Origin of the sequence: Micromonospora polyrhachis (assembly GCF_014203835.1) — a bacterium.
Lineage (GTDB): Bacteria > Actinomycetota > Actinomycetes > Mycobacteriales > Micromonosporaceae > Micromonospora_H > Micromonospora_H polyrhachis.
In genome coordinates, this window is record NZ_JACHJW010000001.1 from 5,094,312 (window position 1) to 5,108,794 (window position 14,483).

Consider the following 14,483-nt stretch of genomic DNA (forward strand, 5'->3'; position numbering starts at 1 on the left):
TCGTCCAGCTCCGAACCACACCGGCATCGTCGCCTGGCAGAGTCGTTCGGGATGGACCCCGCACGGTATGACCGGACCCGACCTCCGTACCCAGACGCCATGATCGAGCGGATCGCGGCCGCCAGTCCCGGCACCGACTTTCTCAACGTCGGCTGCGGAACCGGCATCGAGGCCCGCCAGTTTCGGGCCGCCGGCCGTAGGGTTCTGGGCGTCGAGCCCGATCCGCGGATGGCCGACTTCGCACGAGAAAGCGGCCTCGAGGTCGAGGTCGCGACCTTCGAGGAGTGGAAGCCGGCCGGGCGCACCTTCGACGCGGTCGTGTCAGGTACGGCCTGGCACTGGGTCGACCCGGTCGCCGGCGCGGCGAAGGCGGCGCGGGTCCTGCGGCCGGGCGGCGTGCTGGCACCGTTCGGGCATGCGTACCAGCTTCCGCCCACCGTGGCGGAAACCCTCGCCACGGCCTACCGGCGGGCGGCCCCTGAGTCGCCGATCAACTTCAGCGGCCAATCAGGCGGCTCTGTCCTGAACGCGTACCAGGCGCTGTACACCAAGGCTGCGGAGGGGATTCGCGAGGTTGGCGGGTTCGGGGAACCTGAGCTGTGGCGGTACGACTGGGAGCGTTCGTACCGTCGGGAGGAGCTCCTGGATCTGATGTCGACGTGGGGCGGCGTCAGCGATCTGCCGTCGGAGCGGATGGCCGAGGTGCTGACAGCCGTGGACGGGGCGGTCGATGCACTGGGCGGAACCGTCACGTTGTCGTACGCCACCTGGGGCCTTACCGCGATCCGGACCGACGCCCGACCCTGAAGAAATGGCCTAGCGGATGCGGCCGGTATGTCGCCTATCACCTAGCGGATGCGGACAATGAGCCTTTACTGGGCTTGCAAATGCTGGTTAGGTTGCGGGCGTGGACAGATTCCGGATCGGGGAAGCCGCCGAACTGCTCGGGGTCAGCGCCGACACCGTACGGCGATGGGTGGACAGCGGACGGCTGCCGGCCACCCGCGACGAACACGACCGTCGGGTGATCGACGGCGTCGACCTGGCTGGCTTCGCCCGCTCGCTGGCCGACGAACCCGACGAGGGGACCAGCCGCTCGTCGGCTCGCAACCGGCTGCGCGGCATCGTCACCGCCATCACCCGGGACACCGTGATGGCCCAGGTCGACATCCAGGCCGGCCCGTTCCGGCTGGTCGCCCTGACCAGCCGGGAGGCGGTCGACGAGCTGGGCCTGCGGGTCGGCTCGGTGGCCGTCGCGGTGGTCAAGTCCACCACCGTCATGGTGGAGCTGCCCCGATGAGCCGCCGGCACCGAGCCGGATGGTCCTCGGCACCAGCGCGGCGGTTCGGCCGGCGCAGCGCCTGGATCGGGGCCGCGCTCACCCTCGTGCTCGCCGGAGCGGCCGGCTGCACCTCGTCCGATCGCGGCGATGCCGGTCATGCCGGCGGCGACCCGGGACAGCCGACCGGCACCGTCACCGTGCTGGCCGCCGCGTCGCTGACCGAGACGTTCACCAGGATCGGTACGAACTTCGAGGCCGCCCATCCCGGCGTACGGGTCGTCTTCTCCTTCGCCGGTAGCTCACAACTGGCCAGCCAGATCAATTCCGGTGCCCCCGCCGACGTCTTCGCGGCGGCCAGCCCGGCGACCATGAAAACCGTCACCGAGGTGGCCCGCGACATCGACCAGCCCCGGGTCTTCGCCCGCAACCAGCTGGTCATCGCCGTACCGGCGGGCAACCCGGCGCAGGTCACCGGTCTGCGTGACCTGTCCCGGCCGGGGCTGAAGGTGGCGCTCTGCGCCCCGCAGGTGCCGTGCGGGGCGGCGGCCCGGACCGCGCTCGACACCGCCGGGGTGGCGCTCACCCCGGTCACCCTCGAACGGGACGTCAAGGCCGCGCTGACCAAGGTACGGCTGGGCGAGGTGGACGCCGCACTCGTCTACCGGACCGACGCGCGGGCGGCAGCCGGGCAGGTCGAGGGCATCGAGTTCGCCGAGTCGGCCGTCACGGTCAACGACTATCCGATCGTGGCGCTGCCCGGGGCACCCAACCCGACCGGGGCGGCGGCGTTCGTGGCGTACGTCCTGTCCGAGCCGGCCCGTACGGTGCTCACCGAGGCCGGATTCCAACCGGCATGATCGTGGCATCCCGTACCCGTGCGGTCGGCGGTCGCCTACCCGTGGTGCTGCTCGTACCGGCCCTGATCGGGCTGGCGTTCCTGGTGCTGCCGGTGGCCGGCCTGCTGATCCGTACCCCGTGGTCGTCGCTGCCGGCCCGGCTGACCGCCCCCGGGGTGCTCGACGCGTTACGGCTCTCGCTGGTCAGCGCCACCCTCGCCACCCTGCTCTGCGTGCTCTTCGGGGTGCCGCTGGCCTGGCTGCTGGCGCGTACCTCGGTGCCCGGCCGCCGGTTGATCCAGGCGCTGGTGACCGTGCCGCTGGTGCTACCCCCGGTCGTTGGCGGCGTCGCGTTGCTGCTGGTCTTCGGGCGGCGCGGGGTGCTCGGCGGTTGGCTCGACAGTACGTTCGGCATCACCCTGCCGTTCACCACCACCGGCGTGGTGCTGGCCGAGGCGTTCGTCGCCATGCCGTTCCTGGTGATCAGCGTGGCGGGGGCGCTGCGCGGTGCGGACGCCCGCTTCGAGGAGGCGGCGGCGACCCTGGGGGCCGGCCGGTGGACCGCGTTCCGCCGGGTCACCCTGCCGCTGGTGGCCCCGGGTATCGCCGCCGGAGCGGTGCTCTGCTGGGCCCGTGCCCTGGGGGAGTTCGGTGCCACCATCACCTTCGCTGGCAACTTTCCGGGTCGGACCCAGACCATGCCGCTCGCCGTCTACCTGGCGATGGAGACCGATCCGGAGGCGGCCATCGTGCTCAGCCTGGTGCTGCTCGTGGTCTCGGTGGCGATCCTGGCCACCCTCCGGGAACGCTGGACGATGACGTCATGACCAGGCTGGAATCCGCTGCCCACTCCTCGGCCGCCCAGCACCCGGCCGGTAACCATTCCCCGGTGGTGGACGCGCACCTGGTGGTCGACCGAGGGGCGTTCCGGCTCGATCTGGCACTGACCCTCTCCGCCGGTGAGGTGGTCGCCCTGGTCGGTCCCAACGGGGCCGGCAAGAGTACGGTGCTGCGGGCGCTGGCGGGACTGCTACCCCTGCACGACGGGCACATCGACCTGGCCGGCGAGCGGGTGGACGAGCCGGGAATCGGCGACTCCGGTGCCGGTCTGCCTCGTGCTACTCGGCCACGGGCCGGTCGGTTCGTGCCCGCCGAGCGCCGGCCGATCGGCGTGGTCTTCCAGGACTACCTGCTCTTTCCACACCTGTCCGCGCTGGACAACGTCGCCTTCGGTCCGCGCTGCCGGGGCGTGCGCAAACGGGACGCGCGGGACGAGGCCGCCCGCTGGCTCGCCCGGGTGGGGTTGACCGAGTACGCCCATCGCCGGCCCCGCCAACTCTCCGGCGGGCAGGCGCAGCGGGTGGCGCTGGCCCGCGCGCTGGCCGTACGCCCGGCCCTGCTTCTGCTCGACGAACCGCTGGCCGCGCTCGACGCCCGGACCCGGTTGGACACCCGCGCCCAGCTACGCCAGCACCTGACCGCACATCAGGGGGCCACCCTGTTGGTGACCCACGATCCGCTGGATGCGTTGGTGCTGGCCGACCGGCTACTCGTGGTGGAGGACGGTCGGCTGGTGCAGCAGGGTGACCCGGCCGAGGTGGCTGCTCGCCCCCGCACCGAGTACGTCGCCAGCCTGGTGGGGCTCAACCTGTATCGCGGCCAGGCCGACGGGCATACCGTGACGCTGGCCGACGGTCCGGTCCTCACTGTCGCCGACCAGGTGCACGGTGCCGTCTTTGTCGCTTTTCCGCCGTCGTCAGTCACGTTGTCACAGATCAAGCCGGGCGATGAGGGTAATACCTGGCCGGTACGGGTGACCGGGGTGGAGCCGTACGGCGACAATCTCCGGGTCCGACTCACCGGCATGCAACCCGGCCCTGCCGATTCCCCGACTACGATCCGGCCGCACGTTGACGTGGGGCACCCGGCCGATGCTCCGGCTACGGGGCAGTTGGCAGCCGACGTCTCGCCCGCGGTGGTGGCGCGGCTGGATCTGCGTACCGGGGCGCGACTCTGGGCCATGATCGACCCCGCCACCACCCGCGCCTATCCCGCACGATAGGAAGGGCTCCTTCCTGTCGTCTTCGCATAGGAAGGAGCCCCTTCTGACACTTGTCAGATGTCCAGGCCGGTCGGGGGCTTGAGCGAGTCGGCGTCGACGAACTCCAGGTGCTCGGCGGTGCGGGCGGCCTCGGCGCGACTCATCACGGCCTGGGCCATCGCCCCGACAGCCCAGCCGATCGCCGCACCGGCCAGCCCGGCCCCGATCAGCCAACCCCAGGGCAGCCCCGGTCGTCGGCCGGCGAGGGCGTCCACGGCCGAGGTGGCCCGGTGCCACGCCTCGTTGGCGACCGGTGCGACCCGGTCGCCGGCCCCGTCCGCGAGGTGCGCGGTGGCGCGCTTCGCCGAAAGTACGCTGTCCCGGGCCAGGTCCCCGGCCGAGTTGACCGTGGAGAGCACCTGCTCCCAGGCGTGATCGGCGATTCGTTCGGGCTTGCTACGGCGGTCCAGCAGACTGGTTCCGAACATGGTGCTACCTCCTCGGGTGCCGACAGCAGCGAGCGCTCTGGATAGCGGCATCTGTTCGGCGGTCGGTTTTCTCTCTCCGAGGTGCCCGGACATGCTTCCCGGCAAACGCGGCCGATGGTAGGAACTGACATCCTCTCCGCTCCAAAGGGTGGAGATTCCCTCCGCGTGTGGGACACGCGGCGTCCGGGCGGGTTACCGCTTCGCCGCGCGGCCCTGGCAGCCCTCCCAGCGCGGGCCTTCACCCCCGCCCTGAAGGGCGGAGCGTCGGCCCGCGCAACCGGTGGCGGCCGTACCTGATCAGCGGAGGGCGACCACCGCGGCCGGCAGCGCGAAGTCGTCGTCATCGTCATCGTCGTCGTCACCGGCGGGGCCGAAACCGCAGGCGAGCATCAGGGCGAGCAGGGCGCCGACACCGGCTAGGCCGAGCAGCTTCTTCAACATGATCAGTCTCCCTCGACTTGGCGGACCGGACGGAACGGCCGGAGGTGCTGGATCGGTACCGGTGGAACGTGCTGATCGGTGCGGGTGGAACGAAGATCGATGGTGTGGACATCGACCGGGTGGGGGCCGGTTCGGGCCGATGGTAGTGCTGCCCGTCCACCCCGATGGGGCCCAAGTAGGCGGGGTGTGCGGTGATCATGCTGGCCAGCGCGGGTGTGGAGAGGTCAGCCGCCACGCCGACGCCGACCGGCACGCTAGCGACTGGCTCGCTCGTCCCGCCGGTTAGGCTGACGGATGTCATGGGGCCGGATTGGCCTCGTGGAGCACGAGAACATATGGTGGCGATTGCCCGGATAGATGCTGTTTTGGGGGGTTCTTCGCATAGATTGCCCCTCCGGAAGGGTGGCGACCGAGGCCATGGGAGGAATACTCTCGGTCGCGGCCCGCGTACTGATGAGGCGCCCGGACACGGGCGAGTGGAGGTGCTCCCGCGTGAGCCTGTCGATCGTCCAGTCGACCCTGCCAGACGGAGTAGTGGAGATCGCCCCCCGTGGAGAGATCGATGTCGACACGGCGTACGAGGTACGTGAGGCGATTGCCGGGGTGCTGACCAAGAGTCGGCCCGCCCGGATCGAGCTCAACATGCGACTTGTCAGCTTCATCGACTCAGTGGGCATCAGCGCGATGGTCGCTGGGTTCCAGACCGCTGAGGTCAGCGGCGTGAAGCTGGTGGTCACCGAACCGAGCCGGTTCGTGCACCGGCAACTGTGGGTTACCGGTCTGCTCGGCCTCTTCGGCGCGCCGGAGCCCTACTTCTCGGGTGCCTCCTCGGCACCCGAGGCACCGGTTGCCGGCGGCTGAGTCGCGTCTGGCCTACCCCTGATCGCATCGAGGTCAGAGAGATCCACGTCGTAGGCCTCGGTGATCGCTCGGATCGCGGTCACCGAGGCGTACCCGTCGGCGAGCCAGGCGACGTCCGTACCCCGCTCCACCGGCTGGCCCGACTCCTCCAGCGCGGTCTGGATGAATCCGTGCCCCATCTCGGCCACGGTCATCTGGACCTGACCGAAGCCGGCCAGCGAGCCCCGTCGGATACCTCGCAACTGCTCGTACGGGATGTCCGGCGAGTTGACGTTGAGTACGCACTCCAGCGGCACGGAGGTCAGCCGGGGCAGTAGATCCAGCGCCACCCGAGCGGCGGTACCCCAGTGGCGGGCGTCGTCGTGCCCGTGATCCGCCGCCACCGCCGCGCCACCGCTGGCGGCGGTAGCCGTGGTGGCGGAGAGCACGTCGAGCGAGACCGCCATCGCCCGGCAGCCGTTGGCCGCCGCGGTGAACGCCGCGCCCACCGTGCCCGAGTGCAGGATCGCCCGGCCCGCGTTGGCACCCCGGTTGACCCCGGAGAGCACCACCGTCGGGGGTGGTCCGAACGCCCCGTGAATGGCGATCAGCGTGATGAAACCCGGGGAGCCGGCGACGCCGTACGACGGAACTCCGGGCAGATCGTCGACGGTGCGTTCCTCGACGACCACCCGGCCCTCCTCCTCGACCGCGGTCATCCCGGCGCTGGTACCACTGGCCTCGGTCGCGGGCGCCGCGATCACGACGTCCAGACCCCGGGCGACCGCTGCCTCGGCCAGCCACCGGATGCCAGGGGCGGCGATGCCGTCGTCGTTGGTGATCAATATGCGCATGGTCATCCCGGATTCGTCCGACCGGCGAACTGGTCCGGCGTCATCCGTTCCTGCCGGTCCGCCCCGATCGGTGCGAGCCGGACCCGGTCGACCAGCCCGGCGATGGCGTCCGGGCGGCCGGTACCCAGGCCGTGCCGGGTCACGTTGAGCGCGCCGGCCGCCGCTCCGGTGCGTACCGCGAGTGGCATGTCGCCGCCCCGGGCGAGCACGGCGGCCACCCCGGCGGTCAGCGAGTCGCCGGCTCCGCGCGGATCCGCCGCCTGCAATCGGGGCATGTGCACCTCGTAGACCTCCCCGTCGATCAACGCGAGGGCGGGATCCCCGGCACGGCTGACCACCACCGACTCCGCCCCCTCGGTGTGCAGTTGGTGCATCGTTTCGACGAGTTCCTCCTCGCTGTCGTTGGCCGCCCGGCCGTCGGCGATCAACTCCTCGTGGCTGATCTTGAGGAAGAAGAGCCCGCTGTCGAGGACCGCACCGAGATGCTCGCCGGAGAGGTCGGCCACCACCAGACTGCCGTTCCCTCCGAGGTCGGCGGCGAGCCGCCGGTAGGTGTCGGCCGGGGCCAGGGAACGGTTGCCGGGGCCGCTGAGCACGCTCACCCGGGCGCACAGTCCCTCGCCGAGAGCCAGGTTGTACAGCTCGTCCAATTCGTGTCGGCTCAGCGGATGTCCCGGTACGTCCGCGACCTCCTGTCGAGTGCCACTGCGCCGGTCGTGTACGTACCCGCCGCTGCTGGACTCCCGGCGGACCACCTTCAGGTCGACGCCCTCACTGGCCATCAGCGGTTCGAGCACCTGACCGATCTCGCCGCCCAGGCTGGCGCAGAGCACCACCGGGGTGCCGAGCGAGGTGATCATCCGGGCCTGCCAGATGCCCTGTCCGCCGGGGTGCAGGTGCATCTCCGCCTCGCCGTTGGTCTGGTCGAGGGTCACCGTCAGCTGTGGTGCCGGCGCGAAGACCATCACGTGGTCACTCATGAGGAGTCGTTTCCCTGCCTGGCGTCGCTCATGCGGCAGGTGCGGCGTATCCCTGCCGCGATTCGAGGTTGACAGCGTGCGCCGAGGAACCTATGTTTAACGTGTTCGTTAATTAACAAGGAGGCTAAATGCGGTGGCCAGCGACCGCCTGAGCGTCATCTTCGCGGCACTGGCGGACCCGACCCGCCGGGCGATCCTCACCCGGCTCGCGGAAGGTGACGCCACTGTCTCGGAACTCGCGGAACCGTTCTCGATCAGCCTGCCGGCGATCTCGCGGCACCTGAAGGTGCTCGAACAGGCCGGGTTGATCACCCGAAGCCGTACGGCCCAATGGCGCTCCAGCAGTCTCAACGCCGAACCGCTTCGGGAAGCCACGGAGTGGATGGAGCGGTACCGACAGTTCTGGGACGCCAACTTCGAACGGCTGGACGCCCACCTGCGGCGAATCATGCAGGCGCAGCAGGACGAACCGGCAGCACCTCAGACCAACCGAGCAGAATCCGAAGGGAAAACGTCATGACCCAGGCGAAGCCCGACCAGGAACTGGTCATCACCCGGATCTTCAACGCGCCGCGGGAGCTGGTCTACCGCGCCTTCACCGACCCCGACCAGCTGGTGCAGTGGTTCGGGCCGGTGGGCTTCTCGGTGCCCCGCGAGACCGTCGACCTCGACGTCCGTGTTGGCGGGCATCAGCGGTTCACCATGGTCAGCGACGAGGACCCGAACATGGCCTCGCCGGTCGCCGCCCGGTTCACCGAGGTCATCGAGAACGAACTGATCGTGGGCACCGAGGACTGGGAGGGGGTACCCGGTCAGCAGGAGAGTAGCGGCATGTACCTGCGGATCGAGTTCCACGACGAGGGTGGGAAGACGCGTCTCGTACTGCGTCAGGGGCCGTACACCGCGGAGATGGTGCAGATGGCCACCGCCGGTTGGGAAAGCTCCTTCACCAAGCTCGACCCGCTGCTCGCCAGCTGAACGGCGACACTCGTTCGTACGCTGGGGTGAGTGCGAGCCCCGTTCGTGCGCTGGCTGGTCGCGGTCTTCCTTCGGGCGCTGGTGGAAGCGTCTTTGCTGCCGCGTCGTGCCGCGTCGTGCCGCGTCGTGCCGCCCGTCCCCGGCCGGATCTCCGGTCCGGGGGCGGGCGTGGGGGACTCAGCCGGTGGGGGAGAGGTAGAGCAGGCGGTTGGGCGAGCCGGTGCCGGGGTTGGTCACCACCCCGATGGTGGCGGTGCTGGCCAGGTAACTCTGCACCTGGGCCGGCGTCCAGGTCGGGTTGTTGCTCAGCACCCGGGCGGCGGCACCAGCCAGGTGCGGTGCCGCCTGCGACGTGCCGCTCAGGCTGTTGGTGGCGCTGATGCTGGTGTGCCAGGTCGAGGTGACCGTTACGCCGGGCGCGAAGAAGTCCAGGCAGGGGCCGAAGTTCGACCAACTCGCCCGAGCGTCGGAGCTGGTGGTGGCACCGACCGTGATTGCGTTCGGGGTCGAGCCGGGCGAATAGTTGCAGGCGTTGGCGTTGGAGTTGCCTGCGGCCACCGTGTAGGTCACCCCGTCGGCGATGGAATTCGTCACCGCCGTGTTGAGCGCGTTGCTGTAACTGCCCTGGACGCCCAGGTTCGCCACGGCCGGTTGCCCGGGGAGGTGGTCGGCGGTGACCCAGTTGATGCCGGAGATGATGATCGCGAGGCTGCTCGCCGCGCCGCAGTCGTACACCTTGACGGCGACCAGTACGACGTCCTTGGCCACGCCCCACCACGTCCCGCCGACGGTGCCGGCCGCGTGGGTGCCGTGTCCGAGGCAGTCGTTGGCCGGCGGGAGACCGTCGATCGCGTCGTACCCGTAGATCGCCTGACCACCGAAGTCCTGGTGGCCGATCTGCACCCCGCTGTCGATGATGTACGCCTTTACCCCGGTGCCCTGGCTGGTGAAGTTGTAGGTGGTGCTCAGCGGGAGAGCCGGCTGATCGATACGGTCCAGGTTCCAGGGCGCGTTGTTCTGGGTGGTGGTCAGCTCCACCGTGCGATCCTGCTCGACGTAGGCCACTGCGGGATCGCGAGCCAGCCGTCGGGCCGCCGACTCGGACAGGTGGATCTGGAATCCGTTGAGCGCGTCGCCGTACACCCGGCCCAGGGTGCCGCCGTAGCGGCTGGCCAGGCTGCTGGCGGTGGCGGCGAGTGCGGCCTGTCGGGTGCCGGCCCTGCCGCCGACGGCGCTGTCGGCGAGTACCACGATGTAGCTGCCCGGAATCGCGGTGGCGGCACCGACATCGCCGATATCGGGGTGGGTGCTTGCTGTCGCCGTCGAACCGGCGGCCATCGTGCTGGACAGGACCATGATCGTGGTGGCCAGGAGACCGAGGACGCCCCGGGCGCCCAGTCGCCGCCGAGGACTGTGGGGGAGTGTCATCCGCCAATTCTATTGACGTTCTCCTATGTTAGGGGGTGGTCTGCCAAGTGTTAGGAAGGGCCCCTTCTCGTCGTTTTTCGCCTTGGAAGGGACCCTTGCTGACGCCTCAGCTCGGCGGACCCCCGACCGCCAGTGCGGCGCGTACCGTGACGTCTCGAAGTGGGACGAACCGACGCATCTGGGCCGCCCGGTTCATGATCCGGGCGAGTCGGGCCAGGCGTTGCACCGGCCGACGACGCTCGCGGTCGTACGCCGCCAGTGCCGACTGGACGTCCGGCGTCCGGCCCAGGTGGCCGGCCAGGGTCACCGCGTCGACCAGTGCCTCGCATGCGCCCCGACCGAGGTCGGGGGTCATCGCGTGCGCCGCGTCGCCGATCAGTACGGCGTTGCCCCGTACGAAGGTGGGCAGCGGCGGGTGAAGATCGTAGATGTCGTGCCGCAGCACCTCCGTCTCGTCGTGCAGGTTGGCCAGCACCCGGCGTACCCCCTCGTGCCAATCCCCGAAGTGCGCACGCAGGGCTGCCACCTCACCCTCGGGGGAGCGTCCGCCCTCGGTGGTGCGAACGGTGGCGAACCAGTTCGTCCGCCCGTCCTCGCGCGGGGTGATGCCGAACCGCTTGCCGCGCCCCCAGGTCTCGTCCACCGTGTCGATCGCGCCGTCGACCGTGCCGCGCCAGGCCGTGCAGCCGGCATAGCGGGCTCGACTGGTCGGACCGAAGAGGGCGGTACGGGTCCCGCTGAAGATGCCGTCGGCGACCACCACCACGTCGTACTCCCGCTGTAGTGCGGCAACGTCGGAGATCTCGGTGCCGAGGGAGAGCCGGTCCGACGGGAGCGCCGCGACCAGCAGGCGGAGCAGCGCCGGGCGGGAGATCAGGTGTACGCCGTCGCCGGTGCGGCGAGCCGTGGCGGCCACGTCGACGGTGGTGATCCGGCTGCCGTTCGGCCGTAGCAGGTCGCCGCTGCGTTGCCGGGCACCGATGTCGCGTACCGCGTCGCCCAGCCCCATCGCGTCCAGCGCGCGTAACGCCTCCGGCCACATGCCCAGCGCGGTGCCGGTGCCACCCGGCGTGGCGGCCCGCTCGAAGACCCGTACCGACCAGCCGGCCCGATGCAGCATGACCCCGGCGGCCACGCCCCCGATCCCGCCCCCGATGATGCCCGCTCTTCTGCTCATGCGCCGAACCGTACTACAGGTGTAGTGAGAAAAAACTACGGCCGTAGTGCCCTAGGGTGATCGACATGGAGAACAGGCAGGTCCGGATCACCGACGCGGCCATCCGGGTGTTGGGCGAGCGGGGGCTACGACAGTTGACCCACCGGGCGGTGGACGCCGAGTCCGGGCTGCCGGCCGGCTCCACCTCCAACTACTTCCGCACCCGGGACGCGTTGCTCACCGGGGTGGTGACCCGGATGACCGAGCTGGACCGGGAAGCCTGGCAGCACTTTGCCGGCTCGATCCAGCCCGCCGACATCGACGAGCTGGCCGGCGCGCTGGGCGAATTCGTACGCTTCGCCACCGGCCCGGGACGTTGCCAGACACTGGCCCGGCTGGCGCTTTTCGTGGAGGCAGGGGTCCGCCCCGAGCTGCAACAGGAGCTGGTACGCGGCAACCGCGAGATCGTCGAGTGGGGAGTTCCGTGGCTGCGGGGAATCGGCTCGGCCGACCCGGTGGGACACGGCCGGCTGCTCGCCGACTATCTCGACGGGGTGCTGCTGCACGGAGTGGCGTTCCCCGACACGAAGACCGACCCGGTGCCCGGGATCCGGCTGCTGCTGGGCGGCCTGGTTACCGCCGACGGTGGTTAGGACGGGCCCCTTCCTATGCAAAAAGCGACAAGAAGGGGCCCGTCCCTACCTCTCAATACGAAGAACCTCAGTACACGGAGAGGTGGACGTGGTTGGTGTGGTCGCTGGAGGGGTCGCCGTTGCCACCGCTGTACGACTTCCAGCCACTGCTCGGTAGCCAGATCTGCTTGAACCAGATCACGTAGAGCACACCGAGCCGGTTGGCGTTGTTCACGTAGTACGCCGCCAGGTTGTTGCCGTAGGTCCGGTCCCCGCCGGTCGCCACCCCGCCGAAGCCACCCTTCTGGGCGGCGAAGTCGCAGGCCCGACCCTTCGGGTGCTCACCGGAACCGCCGCTGCGGTAGCAGGAGACGTACCGGGTGAAGCCGGCGGCCTTGGCCTGGTTCATGGCGTGCAGGGTGCGCGGCGTGATGCAGCCCGAGGTGGTGGGGTCGTTCACACTGCACGACTCGCGGGGCCAGGAGCCGTCGGAGTTGCGCGGTGCCGGCTTCGCCGTCGAGGTGTTGGAGCCGGTCACACCGGCACTGGGGGACCCGCTGCCGGCAACGGCCAGGGCGCGCTCGGCCTGCTGCTTGCGGCTGGCCATCACGGCGACCTGTTTGCGCTGTTCGCGGATCTCGTTGTCCAGCGCCGCCTTCGCCCGGCTCTCCCGCTCGCGGGTGTCGAGCAGGGCCCGGAGCTGCCGATCCTCGTTGCTGGCCACCACGCCGAGGGTGGCCGCGCGGTCCAGGAAGCCATCCGGGGAGTCGCTGTTGAGCAGTGCGGCCACCGTGCTGAGGCGACCGGTCCGGTAGGCGGCTCCGGCCAGTTCCCCCACGGTCGCGGTCCGGGCGGGGAGTTCGGCCTCGATGGCCGCGAGGTGTTCGGTGAGCTGCTTCTGTCGCTTGATGGAGTTGTCGAGGGCGGCCTTGGCATCCAGGTAGCCCTTCGAGGCCGCCTCAAGCTGTTGCCGCAGGCTGGGGCTGCCGCCCTCCGGGTCGGCGACGTCGGGAGCGGCGAGCAGCCCGGCGGCGGTGACCGGACCGGGTGCCCCGGCGGCCACCGGGGCTGCGCCCGCCGGTACGGCGACCGTCAGGCAGACCGTGATCGTGGCGGCCACCAGCGCCATCATGCGGGTGGCCGTTCGTCGTACGGGTGCCGGGAATGGCATGCAGTTGTCCTTCCGTCAGCCGCCGACCGGGTTAGCTGACGGGTTCGGGACGGAAGATCCCTACCGCTGACGCGGATGCACCCCAAGTGGTGGTTCCCCGGCTCGCGCGTGGCGATTAGGCGGCGGTCGCCACCGGCACCCGGTGGGGTGCCGCCTGGTGGTGACCTCGACCGAGCCTACCGGTAGTGCAGAGATAGATCATGACCGCACGCGGAAACTTAAGACGCCGCTAAATTCCGTCGCGTCGTATCCCGTCGCGTCGCGGCTGGTACACGCCACCCCGGTCGGGCTACCACCCGGTCGGGCTACCACCCGGTCGGTCCGCAGTTGCCGGGCTCCGTGCCCGGCTCGACCTGCAGGGTCGCGTGTTCGATGTGGAAGTCGTCGTGCAGGGCTACCCGTGCGGCGGCGAGCACCTGCCCCACCTCGGTGCCCGGCTCGATGGTGAGGTGCGCGGAGGCGACCTCCATTCCGGAGGTGAGCGTCCACACGTGCAGGTCGTGCACGTCGGCGACGCCGGGGACGGCGGAGAGTCGGGCCGCCACGGCGGGGACGTGTAGGTGCTCGGGTGCGGCCTGTACCAGGATGCGCACGGCCGCCCGGCCCAGCCGCCAGGTGCGCGGCAGGATGAAGACGCCGATGGCGACCGCGACCAGTGGATCGGCCCACCACCAGCCGGTGAGCGCGATCAGCCCGGCGGCGAGGATGACCCCGACCGAGCCGAGCAGGTCGCCGAGTACCTCCAGGTAGGCCCCGCGCAGGTTGATGCTCTCCTTGGCGCCGGAGCGCAGCAGGGCGAAGGCGACGATGTTGGCCAGCAGCCCGAGCACGGCCACGACGAACATCGGCCCGGCGAGCACGTGTGGCGGCTCGCCGAATCGGCGTACCGCCTCGACGAGGACGTAGATCGCAACGCCGAAGAGCAGCACCGCGTTGGCCAGCGCCGCGAGCACCTCCAGCCGGTAGAGGCCGAAGGTGCGTTGCGGGTCCCTGCTCGCCCGTCGGGTCGCGGTGATCGCGGCCAGGGCCATGGCGATCCCGAGTACGTCGGTGAACATGTGCCCGGCGTCGGAGAGCAGGGCCAGCGACCCGGTGGCCAGTGCGGCGACCGCCTCGACCACCATGAACGCGGCGAGCAGCGCGAACGCGGCCCAGAGTCGTCCCCGGTGCCGCTCCGCGGCGCGCATTACCTGCCCACCGTGGTCGTGTCCAGCCCCCATCGGCCTACCCTCCGTCGCTCCTGCGCGTCCGGCTCAAATTATGCTCACATCGCAATATGTGCAAGTGAAATGCTGGCCGGTGGGAGCGCAGAAGAGGACGAGCCGGGATGAAGCAGACGGAGGACGGGACAGGGAA

At 70.2% G+C, this 14,483-nt stretch carries 17 protein-coding genes and 1 riboswitch; of the genes, 9 read left to right on the forward strand and 8 right to left on the reverse strand.

Annotated elements, in window-relative coordinates:
- The first annotated feature begins 51 nt into the window (after window positions 1-51).
- The 5 genes from FHR38_RS22545 (at window position 52) to FHR38_RS22565 (ending at window position 4,180) form a co-directional block, all read left to right on the forward strand.
- Complete coding sequence (locus FHR38_RS22545; RefSeq protein ID WP_281384904.1) at window positions 52-807, forward strand: class I SAM-dependent methyltransferase; 756 nt, start codon at window positions 52-54, stop codon at window positions 805-807.
- Window positions 808-907: 100 nt separating this feature from the next.
- On the forward strand, window positions 908-1,300 hold the full coding sequence (locus FHR38_RS22550; protein ID WP_184536543.1) for a TOBE domain-containing protein: 393 nt from the start codon (window positions 908-910) through the stop codon (window positions 1,298-1,300).
- Entirely contained in the window at window positions 1,297-2,139 is an 843-nt protein-coding gene (modA, locus tag FHR38_RS22555) for a molybdate ABC transporter substrate-binding protein (protein ID WP_184536544.1), read from the forward strand. Before FHR38_RS22550 ends, modA begins: the two co-directional genes overlap by 4 nt.
- Window positions 2,136-2,945 carry an ABC transporter permease gene (locus FHR38_RS22560; protein ID WP_184536545.1) on the forward strand — a complete coding sequence of 270 codons (810 nt, stop codon included), beginning with the start codon at window positions 2,136-2,138 and terminating at the stop codon, window positions 2,943-2,945. The genes modA and FHR38_RS22560 overlap by 4 nt, the downstream gene beginning before the upstream one ends.
- A complete protein-coding gene (locus tag FHR38_RS22565; RefSeq protein WP_184536546.1) occupies window positions 2,942-4,180 on the forward strand; it encodes an ABC transporter ATP-binding protein in 1,239 nt (412 codons plus the stop codon). Before FHR38_RS22560 ends, FHR38_RS22565 begins: the two co-directional genes overlap by 4 nt.
- Window positions 4,181-4,233: 53 nt before the next feature.
- Here FHR38_RS22565 and FHR38_RS22570 read toward each other — a convergent pair whose 3' ends face one another.
- Together FHR38_RS22570 and FHR38_RS22575 are read right to left on the reverse strand one after the other, a co-directional pair.
- The gene (locus FHR38_RS22570) at window positions 4,234-4,647 is read right to left on the reverse strand and encodes a hypothetical protein (protein ID WP_184536547.1); all 414 of its coding nucleotides are present in this window, start codon (window positions 4,645-4,647) and stop codon (window positions 4,234-4,236) included.
- Between the two features lie 297 nt (window positions 4,648-4,944).
- Window positions 4,945-5,088, reverse strand: a complete 144-nt coding sequence (locus tag FHR38_RS22575) for a hypothetical protein (RefSeq protein WP_184536548.1) — start codon at window positions 5,086-5,088, stop codon at window positions 4,945-4,947.
- Window positions 5,089-5,580: 492 nt separating this feature from the next.
- Here FHR38_RS22575 and FHR38_RS22580 point away from each other — a divergent pair, with 492 nt between their 5' ends.
- Window positions 5,581-5,949, forward strand: a complete 369-nt coding sequence (locus FHR38_RS22580) for an STAS domain-containing protein (RefSeq protein ID WP_184536549.1) — start codon at window positions 5,581-5,583, stop codon at window positions 5,947-5,949.
- Here FHR38_RS22580 and surE read toward each other — a convergent pair.
- Window positions 5,898-6,782 (reverse strand): 5'/3'-nucleotidase SurE, encoded by an 885-nt coding sequence (gene surE / locus FHR38_RS22585; RefSeq protein WP_312882342.1) that lies wholly within the window; start codon window positions 6,780-6,782, stop codon window positions 5,898-5,900. The two genes, FHR38_RS22580 and surE, sit on opposite strands and share 52 nt — an antisense overlap.
- 2 nt (window positions 6,783-6,784) lie before the next feature.
- A complete protein-coding gene (locus tag FHR38_RS22590; protein WP_184536551.1) occupies window positions 6,785-7,762 on the reverse strand; it encodes a 1-phosphofructokinase family hexose kinase in 978 nt (325 codons plus the stop codon).
- 133 nt (window positions 7,763-7,895) lie between these two features.
- Between FHR38_RS22590 and FHR38_RS22595 the strand changes: the two genes are divergently transcribed.
- A complete protein-coding gene (locus FHR38_RS22595) occupies window positions 7,896-8,282 on the forward strand; it encodes an ArsR/SmtB family transcription factor (protein WP_184536552.1) in 387 nt (128 codons plus the stop codon).
- Complete coding sequence (locus FHR38_RS22600) at window positions 8,279-8,740, forward strand: SRPBCC family protein (protein WP_184536553.1); 462 nt, start codon at window positions 8,279-8,281, stop codon at window positions 8,738-8,740. Before FHR38_RS22595 ends, FHR38_RS22600 begins: the two co-directional genes overlap by 4 nt.
- A gap of 177 nt (window positions 8,741-8,917) precedes the next feature.
- Here the strand turns inward: FHR38_RS22600 and FHR38_RS22605 are convergent, their stop codons facing one another.
- Window positions 8,918-10,168: a S8 family peptidase gene (locus FHR38_RS22605; RefSeq protein ID WP_184536554.1), complete on the reverse strand. Its 1,251-nt coding sequence runs from the start codon at window positions 10,166-10,168 to the stop codon at window positions 8,918-8,920.
- A 106-nt stretch (window positions 10,169-10,274) separates the two neighbouring features.
- Complete coding sequence (locus FHR38_RS22610) at window positions 10,275-11,345, reverse strand: FAD-dependent monooxygenase (RefSeq protein ID WP_184536555.1); 1,071 nt, start codon at window positions 11,343-11,345, stop codon at window positions 10,275-10,277.
- A 65-nt stretch (window positions 11,346-11,410) separates the two neighbouring features.
- Between FHR38_RS22610 and FHR38_RS22615 the strand changes: the two genes are divergently transcribed.
- Window positions 11,411-11,977: a TetR/AcrR family transcriptional regulator gene (locus tag FHR38_RS22615; RefSeq protein ID WP_184536556.1), complete on the forward strand. Its 567-nt coding sequence runs from the start codon at window positions 11,411-11,413 to the stop codon at window positions 11,975-11,977.
- Between the two features lie 67 nt (window positions 11,978-12,044).
- On the opposite strand, the gene FHR38_RS22620 is transcribed toward FHR38_RS22615, so the two are convergent.
- Together FHR38_RS22620 and FHR38_RS22625 are read right to left on the reverse strand one after the other, a co-directional pair.
- A complete protein-coding gene (locus FHR38_RS22620) occupies window positions 12,045-13,127 on the reverse strand; it encodes a coiled-coil domain-containing protein (RefSeq protein ID WP_184536557.1) in 1,083 nt (360 codons plus the stop codon).
- A gap of 4 nt (window positions 13,128-13,131) precedes the next feature.
- A riboswitch (cyclic di-AMP (ydaO/yuaA leader) is annotated at window positions 13,132-13,259 on the reverse strand.
- 173 nt (window positions 13,260-13,432) lie between these two features.
- Complete coding sequence (locus FHR38_RS22625; protein WP_184536558.1) at window positions 13,433-14,347, reverse strand: cation diffusion facilitator family transporter; 915 nt, start codon at window positions 14,345-14,347, stop codon at window positions 13,433-13,435.
- Between the last annotated feature and the right edge of the window lie 136 nt (window positions 14,348-14,483).

What these genes read in the sequence shown, in the direction of transcription:
- FHR38_RS22545 (WP_281384904.1), top strand. Translation starts at nt 52, where the DNA reads ATGGACCCCGCACGGTATGACCGGACCCGACCTCCGTACCCAGACGCC.
- modA (WP_184536544.1), top strand. Translation starts at nt 1,297, where the DNA reads ATGAGCCGCCGGCACCGAGCCGGATGGTCCTCGGCACCAGCGCGGCGG.
- FHR38_RS22560 (WP_184536545.1), top strand. Translation starts at nt 2,136, where the DNA reads ATGATCGTGGCATCCCGTACCCGTGCGGTCGGCGGTCGCCTACCCGTG.
- FHR38_RS22565 (WP_184536546.1), top strand. Translation starts at nt 2,942, where the DNA reads ATGACCAGGCTGGAATCCGCTGCCCACTCCTCGGCCGCCCAGCACCCG.
- FHR38_RS22570 (WP_184536547.1), bottom strand. Translation starts at nt 4,647, where the DNA reads ATGTTCGGAACCAGTCTGCTGGACCGCCGTAGCAAGCCCGAACGAATC.
- FHR38_RS22575 (WP_184536548.1), bottom strand. Translation starts at nt 5,088, where the DNA reads ATGTTGAAGAAGCTGCTCGGCCTAGCCGGTGTCGGCGCCCTGCTCGCC.
- surE (WP_312882342.1), bottom strand. Translation starts at nt 6,782, where the DNA reads ATGCGCATATTGATCACCAACGACGACGGCATCGCCGCCCCTGGCATC.
- FHR38_RS22590 (WP_184536551.1), bottom strand. Translation starts at nt 7,762, where the DNA reads ATGAGTGACCACGTGATGGTCTTCGCGCCGGCACCACAGCTGACGGTG.
- FHR38_RS22600 (WP_184536553.1), top strand. Translation starts at nt 8,279, where the DNA reads ATGACCCAGGCGAAGCCCGACCAGGAACTGGTCATCACCCGGATCTTC.
- FHR38_RS22605 (WP_184536554.1), bottom strand. Translation starts at nt 10,168, where the DNA reads ATGACACTCCCCCACAGTCCTCGGCGGCGACTGGGCGCCCGGGGCGTC.
- FHR38_RS22610 (WP_184536555.1), bottom strand. Translation starts at nt 11,345, where the DNA reads ATGAGCAGAAGAGCGGGCATCATCGGGGGCGGGATCGGGGGCGTGGCC.
- FHR38_RS22615 (WP_184536556.1), top strand. Translation starts at nt 11,411, where the DNA reads ATGGAGAACAGGCAGGTCCGGATCACCGACGCGGCCATCCGGGTGTTG.
- FHR38_RS22620 (WP_184536557.1), bottom strand. Translation starts at nt 13,127, where the DNA reads ATGCCATTCCCGGCACCCGTACGACGAACGGCCACCCGCATGATGGCG.
- FHR38_RS22625 (WP_184536558.1), bottom strand. Translation starts at nt 14,347, where the DNA reads ATGGGGGCTGGACACGACCACGGTGGGCAGGTAATGCGCGCCGCGGAG.